The sequence below is a fragment of the Curvibacter gracilis ATCC BAA-807 genome, assembly GCF_000518645.1.
GTDB lineage: Bacteria > Pseudomonadota > Gammaproteobacteria > Burkholderiales > Burkholderiaceae_C > Curvibacter > Curvibacter gracilis.
Genome location: NZ_JADZ01000022.1, coordinates 16,288 through 32,111 on the forward strand (window position 1 = coordinate 16,288; position 15,824 = coordinate 32,111).

General features: G+C 65.3%; 11 protein-coding genes. 9 read left to right on the forward strand and 2 right to left on the reverse strand.

What is annotated here, in order from left to right; all coding sequences use genetic code 11:
- Window positions 1-20: 20 nt before the first annotated feature.
- Window positions 21-1,802 carry an NYN domain-containing protein gene (locus L880_RS0116460; protein ID WP_043329749.1) on the forward strand — a complete coding sequence of 594 codons (1,782 nt, stop codon included), beginning with the start codon at window positions 21-23 and terminating at the stop codon, window positions 1,800-1,802.
- Window positions 1,803-1,828: 26 nt separating this feature from the next.
- On the opposite strand, the gene L880_RS0116465 is transcribed toward L880_RS0116460, so the two are convergent.
- Window positions 1,829-3,637 (reverse strand): sigma-54-dependent Fis family transcriptional regulator, encoded by a 1,809-nt coding sequence (locus L880_RS0116465; RefSeq protein WP_027476608.1) that lies wholly within the window; start codon window positions 3,635-3,637, stop codon window positions 1,829-1,831.
- Between the two features lie 202 nt (window positions 3,638-3,839).
- Between L880_RS0116465 and L880_RS0116470 the strand changes: the two genes are divergently transcribed.
- The 4 genes from L880_RS0116470 to L880_RS0116485 all read left to right on the forward strand — a co-directional run bounded on the left by L880_RS0116470 (window position 3,840) and on the right by L880_RS0116485 (window position 9,624).
- On the forward strand, window positions 3,840-4,613 hold the full coding sequence (locus tag L880_RS0116470; RefSeq protein ID WP_027476609.1) for a coniferyl-alcohol dehydrogenase: 774 nt from the start codon (window positions 3,840-3,842) through the stop codon (window positions 4,611-4,613).
- 24 nt (window positions 4,614-4,637) lie between these two features.
- The gene (locus L880_RS0116475; protein ID WP_027476610.1) at window positions 4,638-6,089 is read left to right on the forward strand and encodes an aldehyde dehydrogenase; all 1,452 of its coding nucleotides are present in this window, start codon (window positions 4,638-4,640) and stop codon (window positions 6,087-6,089) included.
- 346 nt (window positions 6,090-6,435) lie between these two features.
- Entirely contained in the window at window positions 6,436-8,001 is a 1,566-nt protein-coding gene (locus tag L880_RS36680) for a methyl-accepting chemotaxis protein (protein ID WP_051443365.1), read from the forward strand.
- A gap of 21 nt (window positions 8,002-8,022) precedes the next feature.
- Window positions 8,023-9,624 carry an EAL domain-containing protein gene (locus tag L880_RS0116485; protein WP_027476611.1) on the forward strand — a complete coding sequence of 534 codons (1,602 nt, stop codon included), beginning with the start codon at window positions 8,023-8,025 and terminating at the stop codon, window positions 9,622-9,624.
- 30 nt (window positions 9,625-9,654) lie between these two features.
- On the opposite strand, the gene L880_RS0116490 is transcribed toward L880_RS0116485, so the two are convergent.
- The gene (locus L880_RS0116490) at window positions 9,655-10,668 is read right to left on the reverse strand and encodes an AraC family transcriptional regulator (protein ID WP_027476612.1); all 1,014 of its coding nucleotides are present in this window, start codon (window positions 10,666-10,668) and stop codon (window positions 9,655-9,657) included.
- 129 nt (window positions 10,669-10,797) lie between these two features.
- On the opposite strand from L880_RS0116490, the gene L880_RS0116495 reads away from it, so the two are divergent.
- The 4 genes from L880_RS0116495 (at window position 10,798) to L880_RS0116510 (ending at window position 15,824) form a co-directional block, all read left to right on the forward strand.
- Entirely contained in the window at window positions 10,798-11,646 is an 849-nt protein-coding gene (locus tag L880_RS0116495) for a TauD/TfdA dioxygenase family protein (protein ID WP_027476613.1), read from the forward strand.
- 8 nt (window positions 11,647-11,654) lie between these two features.
- A complete protein-coding gene (locus tag L880_RS36735; RefSeq protein ID WP_342669177.1) occupies window positions 11,655-13,067 on the forward strand; it encodes an alpha/beta fold hydrolase in 1,413 nt (470 codons plus the stop codon).
- A 96-nt stretch (window positions 13,068-13,163) separates the two neighbouring features.
- A complete protein-coding gene (locus tag L880_RS0116505) occupies window positions 13,164-14,099 on the forward strand; it encodes a Bug family tripartite tricarboxylate transporter substrate binding protein (protein WP_169737771.1) in 936 nt (311 codons plus the stop codon).
- A 99-nt stretch (window positions 14,100-14,198) separates the two neighbouring features.
- The gene (locus L880_RS0116510; RefSeq protein ID WP_027476615.1) at window positions 14,199-15,824 is read left to right on the forward strand and encodes a 3-(methylthio)propionyl-CoA ligase; all 1,626 of its coding nucleotides are present in this window, start codon (window positions 14,199-14,201) and stop codon (window positions 15,822-15,824) included.

Here is a 15,824-nt window from a genome sequence, read left to right on the forward strand (position 1 = left end):
CAACCCCAATGGAGAGCCTGATGGCCAACTCACCCGACAACCTCAGCATGGCGCTGTTCTGTGATTTCGAAAACGTGGCGCTGGGCGTGCGTGACGCCAACTACGAGAAGTTCGACATCAAGCCCGTGCTCGAACGGCTGCTGCTCAAGGGCAGCATCGTGGTCAAGAAGGCCTACTGCGACTGGGACCGCTACAAGGGCTTCAAGGCCACCATGCACGAGGCCAATTTCGAGCTGATCGAGATCCCGCACGTGCGCCAGTCGGGCAAGAACTCGGCCGACATCCGCATGGTGGTCGATGCCCTGGACCTGTGCTACACCAAGTCGCACGTGAACACCTTTGTGATCATCAGCGGCGACTCGGATTTTTCGCCCCTGGTGTCCAAGCTGCGCGAGAACAACAAGCAGGTGATCGGGGTGGGCGTGAAGCAGTCCACCTCCGACCTGCTGATCGCCAACTGCGACGAATTCATCTTTTACGACGACCTGGTGCGTGAAAAGCAACGCGCCCTGGCGCGCCGCCAGCAGCCGGCCGATGCACCGCAACAAGCCCGCCGCACGCCAGAAGAGGAGCGCAAGCGCAAGGAGGCCAGCGAGGCCCGCCGCAGCGAGGCCCTGGAGCTGGCCGTGGAGACCTTCGACGCCCTGATGGCCGAGCGCGGCGACAGCGGCAAGATCTGGGCCTCGGTGCTCAAAGAGGCCATCAAGCGCCGCCGCCCCGACTTCAACGAGAACTATTTTGGCTTTCGCACCTTCGGCAACCTGCTGGAAGAGGCCCACAACCGCGGCCTGATGGAGTTCGGCCGCGATGACAAATCGGGCGCCTACGTGTTTCGCAGCAGCGGCGGCGGCAACACGGGCGCTGCGCCCTTGCCCGCCTCCGGTTCACAGGCCTCCGGTTCCCAGTCCTTCAACCCGCAGGCCTCGGCCGCCCCGGCGCCACGTGCCGAGCAGCCCTACGAACGGCCAGTGTCGCGCTACTTCCCGCCAGAGGCCTTCGCACCGGTACCCACACCAGCGGCCGCGCCTGTGCACACGAACGTCGCAGCCCCGGTGACCGAAGCGCCCGAGCACGAAGCCGCGCCGGAGAACGACGAGCAGCCCCCAGCCAGCTACGGGCGTGACGGCCGTGAACCCCGTGAAGGCCGCGAGGGTCGCGATGGCCGCACCAAGGGTGGCCGACGCGGTGGGCAGCGTGACAACCGCTTTGAACCCGGCAACGCGCGCAGCGATGCCCAGCCGGCTCAGCAGTCAGGCAGAACCCCCGGCCAGAGCCCGGCTGCGCTGTCCGAGCATGACGCTGCCATCGCCGCAGCCGCCGCCGAGGCCGAAACCCGCGCACGGGCCCGCAAGGCCCGCGAACTGCGTGAGCGCGAGGAGCAGCAGACCCGTGCCGCCACCCGGCGCGCCGCAGCCCCGGCGTCCGAAGACACCGAGGAGCCCGCCGCACTGGCCCCCGCCCCGGTGAATGAGCCGGCCCAAGCCGAAAGCACCGATGAAGGCGCTGCGCCGGCCACCGTCCCGACGGACGAAGCTGCAGCACCCGCCTCGCCACGCCGCCGCAGCCACGGTGGCCGCTCGGGCGCCAAGGCCCGCGCCCAGGCCCATGCAGCGCAGGCTGAGCCGGCGGATGGCGCCGCGGATGGCCCGGCCAGCACGGCTGCTGAAGCCACCGAGCCGGCAGCCCCCAGCGTTGTGGCAGCGCCCGAGGCCGCCCCGACCGAGGCCGCCCCCGTGGAAGCGACTGCGCCAGCGGCCAAGAAGGCACGCCGCCCCCGCGCTGCGGCCAAAAAGGCAGGCTGAGGGCGTCCGGGCGGGCCTCGCCTACGTCACAGCAGGCCGCCGCGCTTGAGGCGGTAGGCCAGCTGGGCCCGGCTCAGGCCCAGCGCACGGGCGGCCTCGGCCACGTTGTGGCGTGCTGCCACCCAGGCCTTGCGGTAGCGCTGCAGTTCTGCGGCGGCGCCCCTATCTGCGTCAGCCGCCGAGGCCTTGCCCGGCGCGCCGGGCGCCGATCTCCGAGCGCGCCGGGCGGGCTCGGGCCCGGTGGGCGGCACCTGGGTCAATTGCCCGCTTTCATCCAGGCCCAGCGCCTCGTGCGACAACAGCTCGCCACCCCGGAACAGGTGGTGCACATCGATCGGCTCGCCGGGCTCGACCATGATCACACCGCGCTCCACCAGGTTCTGCAGCTCGCGGATGTTGCCCGGAAAGTCGTAGCGCAGCAGGGCCTGCACCGCCCGGGCGGTGAAGCCCGGCACCTCGCGCTGGTGCAGCGCCACGTAACGCTGCAGAAAATGCTCCATCAGCAGCGGGATGTCGTCGCGCCGCTCCTTCAAGGGCGGCAAGGCGATGGGGAACACATTGAGGCGGAACATCAGGTCTTCGCGAAAGCGCCCGGCCCGCACCTCCTCACGCAGATCGACATTGCTGGCCGCCAGCACCCGGACATTGACCGCGATGGCCCGGGTGCCGCCCACCCGCTCGACCGTGCGCTCCTGCAGGGCGCGCAGCAGCTTGCCCTGGGCCACATAGCTCAGCGAGGCCACCTCATCCAAAAACAGGGTGCCCTCGTGGGCGCGCTCGAAACGCCCGGGCCGCGATACCGTGGCCCCGGTGAAAGCGCCGCGTTCCACCCCGAACAGCTCCGACTCGATCAGGGTCTCGGGGATGGCCGCGCAATTGATGGCCACAAAGGGCCGCTGGGCCCGCGGGCTGATGCGGTGCAGGGTCTGGGCAAACAGCTCCTTGCCCACGCCCGAAGCCCCGGTGAACAGCACCGTGGCCTGGGTGGGTGCCACGCGCTGGATCAGGTGGCAGGCGGCGCTGAAGCTGGCCGAGATGCCGATGGGCTCGGGCGCGTCGGCGCCAAGCCCCAGGGCGGCGGCGGCGGGGGCCTTCGGCGCCCCCGTGGAACTGAGGCTGGCCCCGGCGCTGAAGCCCCGCACCCGGGGTGCCGAGGCCTCGGGCAGAAAGTAGTGCAGGTCCAGCTCGGGGTCTTCCCACTGGTCGGCGGGACGGCCCGTGATGCGGCAGGCCTCGGCCCCCATTGAGCGGCAGGCGGTTTCGCGGTAGATGATGAGCTTGCCCATGAAGGCGCTGGCGTAGCCGCTGGCATAGCCCACCTGCATCCAGCAGGCCGGCTCGGTGCCGATGCCGAAGGCGGCCATGTGCTCGTCGTCCTCGCTGGAGTCGTGCCACCAGTAGTCAGCAAAGAAGTCGCCGCGGGCGATGTCGAATTCGAAGCGGATGGTCTCGGGCCGCACCATGCCCTCCAGCCGGTGCAGGCTGGGGCCGGCGTGGAAGGCATTGGCCGGGTCGCTGTCGGGCCACATGCGGCGCACCAGTTCGGCATCGCGGGCACCTGCGGCATAGCCCACCCGGGTGAGCAGCGAACGGGCCTGCTCCTGGCCCAGACTGGCGATCAGCTCGCGGCGCAGCGAGCCATAGGTGGACGAGCGCCACAGCAGCATGCGCTGGTCGTTCATCCAGATGCGGCCATCGCCGGGCGAGAAGCTCAGGGTCTCGGCCAGATCGCGCTGCGTGGGCGCCGCGCCTTCGTCGATGTCGGCGCTGCTGCGCGACTGCAGCAGGCTGGCCTGCAAGGCGGCCAGGCTGAGGCGGGGGGGTGTTTGTTTCATCGCGGCAGCGCCGTAGCGAGCGGCGTCATCGATCAATTTTTGAGCATCAAATTCTAATCAATCAAGCCACCATTGACTCAGGGTTTCTACGGATCGCCCTCGGCAAGCCCTTGAAATGCAACGACTTTTTTTGCAGCCCGAACTGGCACCGGGGTTGCAATGCTGTAGCGGCATTCTTTTCATCACGACAACGGAGTCAACCATGCTTCAAGGCAAGAAAATCATCGTCACCGGCACCGCATCGGGCATCGGCGCCGCCACCGCAGCCCTGCTGAGCCAACAGGGGGCCGAGGTCATCGGCGTGGACATCCAGCGCCCGGCGCAGTTCAAGGGCCAGTTCGTGCAGGCCGATCTGTCGCGCCAGGACTCGATCGATGCGCTGGTCGCCGCCCTGCCCCAGGGGCTGAACGGCCTGGCCAACATTGCCGGACTGCCGCCCACCCGCCCGGCGCCCGCGGTGCTGCGCGTGAACCTGGTCGGTCTCAAGTACCTGAGCACCCAGCTGCTGCCGAAGCTGGCCGATGGCGCCGCCATCGTCAACCTGGCCTCGCTGGCCGGACTGGGCTGGGCCGACGCCAAAGACACCATCCTGGCCGCCGACGGCCTGGGCTTTGATGAGGTGGACGCCTTCTGCCAGCAGCACGGCATCGAAGGTGCCCGCAGCTACTTCTTCTCGAAGGAGGCCCTGATTGCCTGGACACTGCAGAACCGCTGGACCTGGCGCGCCCGGGGCATCCGCATGAACGCCGTGAGCCCGGGGCCGGTGGACACCCCCATCCTGCAGGACTTCATCGAGACCCTGGGCGCGCGCGCCGAAGAGGACATGCGCACCATGGACCGCCCCGGCACCCCGGCCGACATCGCCCCCGTGGTGGCCTTCTTGCTGTCCGACGCCTCGGGCTGGATCCGTGGCACCAACATCCCCACCGATGGCGGCATGTACGCCAACGTGCTGTGCCAGATGAACGGGCTCTGAGCCGCGGAAACAGGAGACCCCGACATGAGCACCATTTCCATGCTGATCGATGGCCAGACCGTGGCCGCCGCGGACGGCAGCACCTTTGAACGACTGAACCCGCTGGATGGCTCGCTGGCCACCACCGCCCCGGCGGCCAGCGCCGCCGACGCCCGCTCTGCCGCCGATGCCGCCGCCAAGGCCTTCCCGGCCTGGGCCGCGATGGGCCCGGGCGAGCGACGCAAGCTGCTGATGAAGGCCGCCGTCGCCCTGGAGGCTCAGGGCGAGGCCATTGCCCAGGCCATGGCCCGCGAAACCGGCGCCTCCGGCCTGTGGGCGGGCTTCAATGTGCACCTGGCAGCCGACATGCTGCTGGAGGCCGCCGCCCTGACCACCCAGGTCAGCGGCGAGCTGATCCCCTCCGACCTGCCGGGCAGTCTGGCCACGGCGGTGCGCCAGCCGGCCGGCGTGGTGCTGGGCATCGCGCCCTGGAACGCACCGGTGATCCTGGGCGTGCGCGCCATCGCCGTGCCGCTGGCCATGGGCAACACCGTGGTGCTCAAGGGCAGCGAGCTGTGTCCGGCCACGCACGGCCTGATCATCCAGGCCCTGCAGGAGGCCGGTCTGCCCCCGGGCGTGGTCAACTTTGTGACCAATGCACCGGCCGACGCCGCCACCGTGGTCGAAGCCCTGATCGCCCACCCGGCGGTCAAGCGCGTCAACTTCACCGGCTCCACCCATGCGGGCAAGATCATTGCCGCCACCTGCGCCAAGTACCTCAAGCCCTCGGTGCGGGAGCTCGGCGGCAAGGCCCCCCTGCTGGTGCTCGATGACGCCGACCTGGACGCGGCCGTGGACGGCGCCATCTTCGGCGCCTTCGCCAACTCGGGGCAGATCTGCATGTCCACCGAACGCATCGTGGTCGATGAATCGGTGGCCGACGAGTTCGTGGCCCGCTTCGCAGCGCGCGCCACCGCCCTGCCCCTGGGCGACCCCCGACTGGGCCCCACCGTGCTGGGCTCGGTGGTGGGCCAGGCCACGGTGGACCGGTGCAACGCCCTGATCGACGACGCGCTAGCCCACGGCGCCACCCTGGTGTGCGGCGGCCGTGCCGACAGCACCCTGATGCCCGCCACCGTGCTCGACCACGTGACGCCGGCCATGCGCCTGTACAGCGAAGAGAGCTTCGGCCCCGTCAAGGGCGTGATGCGCGTGGCCGGCGAAGACGCGGCCGTGGCCTGCGCCAACGACAACCCCTTCGGCCTGTCGGCCGCCGTGTTCACCCGCGACGCGGCCCGCGGCTGGCGCGTGGCGCAACGCATCGAATCGGGCATCTGCCACATCAACGGCCCCACGGTGCACGACGAGGCCCAGATGCCTTTTGGCGGCGTCAAGGGCAGCGGCTGGGGCCGCTTTGGCGGGCGCGCCGGCATCGAGGCCTTCACCGAGCTGCGCTGGATCACGCTGCAGACGGGGCCGCGGCACTATCCGTTCTGAGCCTCCAACAGGCGGCCCGGGCATCACCCGGTGCCCGCCCCTGCCCCCTGCCCTGGCAAAAGGTCAGGGCAGGCCAGCAGGCGCCGCGTGTGCGCCTGGGTCACACGCCGGCGTCAGCACCTTGGAAGCGCACGCCCAGGCCGACAAATATTCTCATTTTGTCAACTCAGTTTCTCATAACGTCAAGTCTACGGCGGCTCAATTCAGCAAAATTGGCAGCCGTCTGAGTCCATCGTCCCTGCCAGCCCGGCGGGCCGATGACCCCGCCCTGCACCCCCGAGATTCCCAAGGCCTTGCGCATCAGCAGGACGCCGTTGGGTGACTTGCACATGAATGAGGAACACCCATGAAACTGTTGATTGACTTACCCGTCAAGGCCAAGCTGGGCCTTTCGTTCGGGCTGCTGGTGGCCCTGCTGGTGGCCTTGTCTTTTGCGATCAACTCGTCCTTGTCCGAGGCCAATGACCGGTTCCGATCGTATGTGGATGGCGTGCATCAGCGCTCTGACGAGGCCCACCTGGTCCGACAGGCCATCGATCATCGGGCGATCGCGGCGCGCAACCTGCTGGCGGTGCGCAACCCGCAAGACATCGATCTCGAACGCCAGGCCCTGCTCAAGGCCCAGAAAGATCTGGAGCAGCACCTGGGTCGCCTGGTGGCCTTGGCGCAGGCCAAAGAGGTGTCCGAACAGGCGAGGAAGATGATCGCCACGATCGCGAACATCGAGAAGCAGTACGCCCCGGTGGCCCAGACCATTGTCGACCTGGCACTCCAGCAGCAGTACGACGAGGCCACGGCCTTGATGATCCGGGAGTGCCGGCCCCTGCTCGCCGCCTTGACGCTGGCCACCGATGAGTACAACGCGTTTTCGGCACATCGCTCCACGACCCTGTTAACGGAGGCTGATGAAGTCCTGAAGCTCAAAAGGCAGCGCCTGGTGGCGATCTGCATCCTGATCGCGCTGGTGGGCGTGGCCTTGGCCTATCTGAACGCGCGGCTGATCGTGCGGCCACTGATGCGCGTCCTGAGCACGGTGGATGCGGTCGGTCAAGGAGATCTTTCCGCCAACATCCAGGTGGAATCACGCGATGAGATTGGCCAATTACAGCTGGGGATGAAGCGCATGCAGCAGTCCCTGGCTTCGGTGGTGTCGAATGTGCGTGAAAGCGCGGACTCCGTCTCGATGGCCAGCAATGAAATTGCGCAAGGCAACCACGACCTGTCCCACCGCACCGAAAGCCAGGCCAGTGCCCTGCAGCAGACCGCTGCGTCGATGGAACAGCTGTCCTCCACAGTGCGCATGAATGCGGACAACGCCCAGCAGGCAGATCAGCTGGCCAAGAGCGCGTCGCAGATCGCGGAGCAAGGGGGCCAGGTGGTGGGCCAGGTGGTGGAGACCATGAAGAGCATCAGCGACAGCTCGCTGAAGATTGCCGAGATCATCAATGTGATCGATGGCATTGCCTTTCAAACCAACATCCTGGCTCTGAATGCGGCGGTGGAGGCGGCCCGGGCGGGTGAACAAGGCCGGGGCTTTGCGGTGGTGGCCGGTGAGGTTCGCAGTCTGGCGGGCCGCAGTGCGCAAGCGGCCAAGGAGATCAAGGGCCTGATCAGCGAGAGCGTGGACCGGGTCGAGGCCGGCTGCGTGCTGGTGGACCAGGCCGGCGTGACCATGGGCAATGTGGTCTCCAGTATCCGCCGGGTCACAACCATCATGGCGGAAATCAGCACCGCCAGTGCCGAGCAAAGCACCGGGGTGGTCCAGGTGGGCGAGGCCGTGACGCACATGGACCAGGCCACCCAGCAAAACGCCGCGCTGGTGGAAGAGATCGCTGCCGCCGCGACTGCGATGCAGAACCAGGCTCGCGATCTGGTGGACGCCGTTTCCGTGTTTCGCCTGAAGTCTGCCTGAAGCCCACCGAAAGCTGCGGCCATGACAACGCATCGATTTCGGATCGCGCTTCTGTATGGCGCTGCCATCTCAGGCTTTCTGCTGCCCCTGGCCATCACCTGGCATGCTATTCGCGAGCAGACCCGCCAGCACCTGCTGGCCCAAGCTGAAGACTTGGCCACCTCGGTCCTTCGCTCCGCCGAGATGGTGTCAGACCAGTCAGTCAGCGCCATCCAGTCGATCGAGCAGCACCGGATCGACACCCCTTGCGATGACCAGTCGGTGACGCTGATGCGCCAGGAGCTGATCCGCAACAAGCTGCTGCAGGACGTGGGCTACATCAAGGACAACTGGCTGCGCTGCTCGGCCCTGCTGGCCTCGCCCCACGACCTGGGGCCCTTCGACTACCACAGTGCGATCGGCAATCAGGTCAGAGTCCACCTGTGGCATCCCCTGGTGCCCACGATCAGGACCATGGCCTTGACCCATGCCGAATCGGGCTACACCGTGTTCGTCCACCCCGACCTGCTGCTCGACATGCTGCCCAAGGGGGAGGCCTCTCAGATCGCGCTGGTGAACATCTCCAATCAGAAAGTGGTGATGACGCGGGGGCCGATGGCAGCCGATGCCCATCTCGGTCAGGTGACCCGGGCCCAGGCCTTTGTCGAGTTGAAGGACGAGCGTGTGAGGGTCTGGAAGCCCTCCAGCCGCTACGACTTTGGAGCCCTGGTGACCGTGCCCGCCGAGGTCCTGGCCAGTGAATTGCATCGGCAATTTGTCTGGATGGTGTTCATGGCCCTGGGGGCCAGTGGCGTGCTGGCCTGGGTGCTGTTCAGGATTGCGCGCATCACCCAATCCCTGCCCACCGAGTTCAAACAGGCCCTGAAGCGTCATGACGAGTTGTTCCTCGTCTACCAACCGATTGTGGACACCCGCAGCGGTGATTGGGTGGGCGTGGAGGCCTTGTTGCGCTGGCGCCGGCAGAACGGCGAGCATGTGGCGCCCGACCTGTTCATTGCGATGGCCGAGCGTCGTGGTCTGATCAAGCTCGTCACGGAGAAGGTCATGTTCTTGTTGAGTCAGGACATGCCCCGCATGCTGGCCGTCCACCCTCGTTTGCAGATGGCCATCAACGTGTGCGCGGAAGACCTGAAATGCCCGGGCATTGTCGACCGCTTTCAGGCCCTGATCGCGCAGCTGGGGGTACCCGCCACGCAGATCCATGTCGAGATCACGGAGCGGGTGGCGGTTGACATTGATCAGTCCATCGACAACGTCAGGAGGCTGCATGCGCTGGGCATCAAGGTCAGCCTGGATGATTTCGGCACGGGCTATTCCAGCCTGACCTACCTGGCCACGCTGGAGCCAGACCAGGTCAAGATCGACCGGTCGTTTGTGGCGGCCATCGGCAAGGGGCTGGTGACCTCCCATGTGGTCGATCACGTCATCGAACTGGGCCACCGCATGCACCTGGACATGGTCGCCGAGGGCGTGGAAACCCAGCAGCAGGCCGACTACCTGCGAGCGCGTGGGGTTCAATGGGCCCAGGGCTGGCACTATGCCAAGCCCATGCCGGTCAGTGCCTGGCTGGAGCAGTACCGCAGGCCGAACACTGCCGCCCCCCTGACACCGGTGCCCGCTTGAGACGGGGCTGCGGCGACGCACCGGCCGCCCTCACGGCGCATTGACCGCCTGAGCCTCGGGCAGGCCATGGCGACTGCGGGCCGTGAACCCGAAATGCGTGCGATGCCAGCGGGAGAACGCGCTGAGCTCTGAAAACCCCAGCAGGATGGCGATGTCTGAAAACGGCCGCGCCCCGTCCAGCATGTAGTTGGCCAACAGTTCCTTGCGCATCTGGTTCATCAAGGCCTTGAAGCTGCTGCCCTCCTTGGCCAGCCGGTTGGCCACGGTGCGGCGGTCCACCCCCAGGTGCTGCGCCACCACCTCGACCCGGCAATGCCCCCGTGGCATGAGCAGCACCATCAGGTTCTTGACCTGGTCCGACATGCTGGAGCGGTGGTTGTGCTCGGCCTCCAGCAGACGCTGCGAGTAGCGCGCCATCACCGGGTCGGCTCCGGGGTTGGGCGCCTCGAGATCCTGCGCATTGCAAAGAATGTCGTTGAACTCCTGACCGAAGCTCACCGGGCAGCCAAAGACGCGCCGGTGCCAGGTGGCGTTGGGCGGTGCCAGGTGGCGGAAGGTGACGGCCTTGGGCGACCAGGACTCACCCAGAAAGATGCGCAGGAAGTTGAAGGTCGTCGCCATCGCGAGTTCTGTCGCCTGCCGCGACATGTGGCGCAAATCAGGCAAAGTTTCCTCACGGATGGCCATCCAGGGGCCGGTTTGGACGAGTGAGACCGTCATGGCCGAATTGTGTGTGTGCACGTTCTCCACCAAGGTCTCCAGGGCCTTGCGCAAGGTGGGCTGGTCACGCAGCAGCAAACCCAAGGGCCCGAGATTGGACAAGCGTCGCGATGCGGCCATGCGCAGGCCAAAGGCGGGCTCCTTGGCCCGCTGCGAGGCCAATTCAAGCAATTGACTGATCGCAGAGGCCGCAATCAACAGGTCTGGATCGCTGAGACAGCGCTGAGGCAGACCGACCTCCTTGACCAGCGCACTCGCGTCCAGCCCGCACTCGCTGGCGACGCGCTCAAAGTTGGTCAAAGCGGCAGAACGGGTGGTAGGCATGGAAAACCCTCAATTTCACGAAATGTCAACTTCAATTCCCTTTTTGTCAAGTTCAAAGTGATCGCGACTCTCAGAATCGCTTCACCAACTACTTCACTTGTGGCGAGTCCACGCAAAAGGAGATCTCCGATGAAAGTCGTTCCGCTCACCTGTGCCATTGGCGCTGAAATCCAAGGCATCCAACTGTCCGAGGCGGGTCGCAATGCCGCTCTCGCCGGAGAAATCAACGAGCTACTGCTCAAGTACAAAGTCTTGTTTTCACGCGATCAAGACATGACGAATGCCGAACATGCCGCGTTCGCCCGCACATTCGGTGAGTTGGAAGACCATCCTCTGGCGCCCAGCACCAGTGGTGAGCCCGGCATCATTCAAATCTGGAAGACCCCCGACAGCCCGCCGGAGCGCTACGAAAACGCCTGGCATCACGATGCGACATGGCGTGAATGCCCGCCCATGGGCGCCGTGCTGCGTTGCCTGGAGTGCCCGCCCGTGGGCGGCGACACCATGTGGGCCAACATGGAGTTGGCGTATGAACGCCTTCCCGATCACGTCAAAGACGCCATCGAGGGCCTTCGAGCACGCCACAGCATGGAGGCCACCTTCATGGCCGCCAAGCCTGCCGATGAGCGCCTGGCCATGAAGGCGCGATTCCCAGACCCGGAGCACCCGGTGGTGCGCACCCATCCGATCACGGGCAAGCGAAGCCTGATGACGGGTGGGTTCATCACCCACTTCACCAATTTCCATACCGCGCGCAATGTCCGCTTCGGTCAGGACTTTCACCCCGGCATGTCCAACTTGCTGCAGTACCTGGTCAGTCAGAGCTTCATTCCCGAGTACCAGATGCGCTGGCGCTGGAGCCCAGGCTCCGTCGCGATCTGGGACAACCGCTGCACACAGCACTATGCCGTGATGGATTACCCGCCCTGCCATCGCAGGATGAACCGGGCCACCATCCAGGGCGATCGCCCGTTCTGAGGATTGCCATGGACCGCGATCTGAATATGGAACTGACCCACCACTATGCCCAGGTGGGTGAGGTGCGCCTGCACTACGTCACCGGCGGCCATGGCCCGTCGATTGTGTTTCTGCATGGCTGGCCTCAAACCTGGTACATGTGGCGCGACGTGCTCCCCGGCATGATGCAGAACTACCGGGTGGTGGCCGTTGACCTGCGAGGACTTGGGGACTCTTCTCGCCCGAGCGGCGGCTACGACACCAAGACGGTGGCACAGGACATCTGGGCCCTCATGCACGACGTGCTGGGCCAGAAGTCCTTTTATGTTGCGGCCCACGATTGGGGAGGGCCCGTGGCTTACGCCCTGGCCGCACAACACCGTGATGCAGTGCGGGCCATGGCGATCTTCGATGCGCCGGTCCCTGGGGATGGATCGCCGCTGAGCGCCATTCCTCGCTGGCATTTTGGCTTTCATGGGGAGGCCGATCTGCCCGAGGCGATGGTGAGCGGCCGTGAAGACGTCTACCTGCGATACATGTTCCGCAAGGCAGGCGCACGCCCTGACGCCATCACAGAAGAAGCCCAACGTGAGTATGTGCGGGCCTATTCCCAACCAGGCGCCATGCGGGCCGGCTTCAACTATTACCGGGCGATGGCACAAGATGGCCACGAAAACCGTGAATTCTTGCGAACCGGCGGCAAGTTGCCCATGCCCGTGCTGGTGTACGGAGGGGGTGCGGCCAACATTGGGCGCGGCTACTTCGCCATGGACTCATGGCAACGCATGTGCAGTGATGTGCGCGGCGGCGTGGCCCCCGACTGCGGCCATTGGATCCCCGAGGAGCGCCCGCAATGGGTCATCGCCCGCCTGCAGGAATTCTTCAACGAGATGGATTTGGCGCAGAAGCCACGTCTTTCCTCTCCCCCTTCCCTTGATTCTTCAACCCCCCAGCCAGGAGCTGCCATGTCCATGTACTTTGAAACTGTCGATACCGCATTGATCGATGTTGAATCTCTTCCTTGGATTCCGTTTACGCCCTACAGCGACACGATTCTGATGAAACTCATCAAGGTCGATCCCGTCCGGGGTGACTGGATCACGCTGTTGAAGTTGCCCCCTCACACCGAACTGCCTCTGCATCACCATGCAGGCACCGTGATGGTGTCGACCATCAAAGGCTGCTGGCGGTATCTGGAACACGACTGGGTGGCAACCCCGGGCAGCTTCGTGTACGAGACTGCAGGTTCACGTCACACGCCAGTGACGGTGGGCGAGGAGGAGGTGATCACCCTCAACATCGTTCAGGGCGACTGGAACCTGATGTCGCCGGACGGCGCGGTGCTGGCGATTGAAAATTGGAAATCGATGATGGATCGCTACCTCAGCTTCTGCAAGAAGGAAGGCGTCGAACCCATCGACGTGTCCAGCTTCGGTCGCTGAGATCGACTAAAACAAGCTCTCGATGAGGAGACAAGCATGAAAACGCCTTGTGATAGAACCCGCCGCGGCATGGGTCGTCAGGCACTTGTGGCGGCCTTGCTGCTGAGCAGTGCAGGCCTGGCTTGGGCACAGCACTGGCCCGACAAGCCGATTCGATTTGTCGTGGGCGGCCCTGCGGGTGGCGGCGTTGATCTGGCTGCGCGCGTATTGGCCGAACGGCTGAGCGCACAATTTGGACAGCAAGTCATTGTTGACAACAAGCCGGGCGCCGCTGGTCTGATCGGTGCAGCAGATCTGCTCAAGTCTCCCCGGGATGGCAGCACTTTCATGGTGCAGGTCAATGCCATCGTCTCTGAGATTCCGCACGCGGTGAAAATGCCTTTCGACCCACTCAAGGCACTCAAGCCGCTTGCGGAACTCAGTCGCCTTGGCCTGGTGTTCTCAACCAACAGCCAAGTGCCGGCGAATACCTTGAGTGAGTTCATCACCTATGCGAAAGCGAACAAGGGCAAGGTCAACTTTGCCTCCTACAGCGCTGGCACCTTGTCTCATACGCTGGGCCTGGCTTTGAACAAACAGGCTGGCCTGGACATGGTTCATGTCGCCTACAAAGGCTCTCCGCCCGCTCTTCAGGACCTGATGGGGGGCCAGGTCCAGGCCTCATTTGATGTGGCTGGCAACGTGGAACCCCACGTCAAGGCCGGGCGCATCAAGGTGCTCGCCACCACCGCACCGCAACGCCTGCCGATGTTTCCCGAGGTGCCGACCTTTGCAGAGCTGGGTTACAAGGATCTGACCGAGGTGATCTGGATTGGTTTGTGGACCACCCCCGATCTGCCTGCGCCCATCCAGCAAAAGATGCGCGACGCCACCCTCAAGGCCTTGCAAGACCCCAAGTTGCGCGAGGCCTACGCCAAGATGGGTTGGTCGATCGGTGGCCATGCCACGCCCGATGAACTGATGAGCTCGCTGCGCGCAGCATCAGACAAGCAAGGTGCGGTGCTGCAGTCCATCGGCTTCAAACCCGAATAAGCCCACCCCCACCCCGTTTGGCGCGGCACACGCCGCGTCACGCCATGAATCCACGCGGGACACGCTCCCGCGCTGGCTTACCCTGCTTTTGGAGTTTCCATGATCGGACAAATGATGCAGCAGCCGCTGCAGGTCTCTTCGTTGCTGCGTCACGCAGAACGCCACCACGGCGAGCAGTGGGTGGTGTCGCGCCGCGTCGAAGGCGACATCCACCGCTACACCTACCGCGACCTGGCACGGCGCGCCCGTCAACTGGCCAAGGCGATGGGCGCCCTGGGCGTTCTGCCGGGTCAGCGCGTGGGCACCCTGGCCTGGAACGGCTACAGGCACCTGGAGCTGTACTACGCGGTCTCGGGCTCCGGCGCCGTGCTGCACACCCTGAACCCCCGCCTGCATGTCGATCAACTGGTCTGGATTGCAGAGCACGCCCAAGACCAGGTGCTGTGCTTTGACAAGACGTTTCTGCCGATTGTCGAGGCGGTGGCAGACCGCTTGAAAGGCGTCAGGCACTTCGTGCTGATGACGGATCGCGAGCACATGCCCAGCGAATCGGCCATCCCCCACCTGCTGTGCTACGAAGAGCTGATGGCCGCACAGGACGATCACTTCGAGTGGCCGGCCCTTGACGAGAACACGGCCTCCAGCCTGTGCTACACCAGCGGCACCACCGGCAACCCCAAGGGCGTGCTGTACAGCCACCGCTCCACGCTGCTGCACACCCTGGCCTCGGCCCTGCCCGATTCGCTCAACCTCTCAGGCCGCGACACCATTTTGCCGGTGGTGCCGATGTTCCACGTCAATGCGTGGGGCTTGCCGTACTCGGCCTGCATGGTGGGTGCGAAACTCGTCTTTCCGGGCCCGGGGCTGGACGGCAAGAGCCTGTACGAGCTGTTCGAGAGCGAGGGGGTGACCCTGTCGGCAGGCGTGCCCACGGTCTGGCAAGGGCTGCTCAGCCATGTGCAGGCCCAAGGCCTGCGCTTCTCCACCATGAACCGCACCGTCATCGGGGGCTCGGCCTGCCCTCCTTCGATGATGGAGATGTTTGAGGACACCTATGGGGTACAGGTCATCCACGCCTGGGGCATGACGGAGCTCAGCCCCATCGGCACGGTGGGCGTGCTCAAGGCAGAACAACTGGCCTGGCCCAAGGAACAGCGCCGTGCCGCGCTGGCCAAGCAGGGCCGCTCGCCCTTCGGCATCGACATGAAGATCATCGATGCCCAGGGTGACGAACTGCCCTGGGATGGCAAGAGCGCGGGCGACCTGCTGGTGCGCGGCGCCTGGGTGGTCGAGCGCTATTTCGGTCTGGACGCATCGCCGCTGGAGAACAGCTGGTTCCCCACGGGCGACGTGGCCACCATCGATGCCCAGGGCTTCATGAACATCACCGACCGGTCCAAGGACGTGATCAAGTCGGGCGGCGAGTGGATCGGCTCGATCGACCTTGAGAACATCGCCATGGCCCACCCGGCAGTGGCGATGGCGGCCTGCATCGCGGCCCGTCATCCGAAGTGGGATGAACGCCCGCTGCTCATCGTGACCCTGAAGCCCGGCGCGGAGCTGAGCCGAGAGGCGATGCTGAACTTCTTCGAAGGCCGGATCGCCAAATGGTGGACGCCCGACGATGTCGTGTTTGTCGACGCGATTCCTCTGGGCGCCACAGGCAAGATGCTCAAGCACCAGTTGCGCGACAAATTCCAGAACCATCTGCTGCCACAGGGTTGA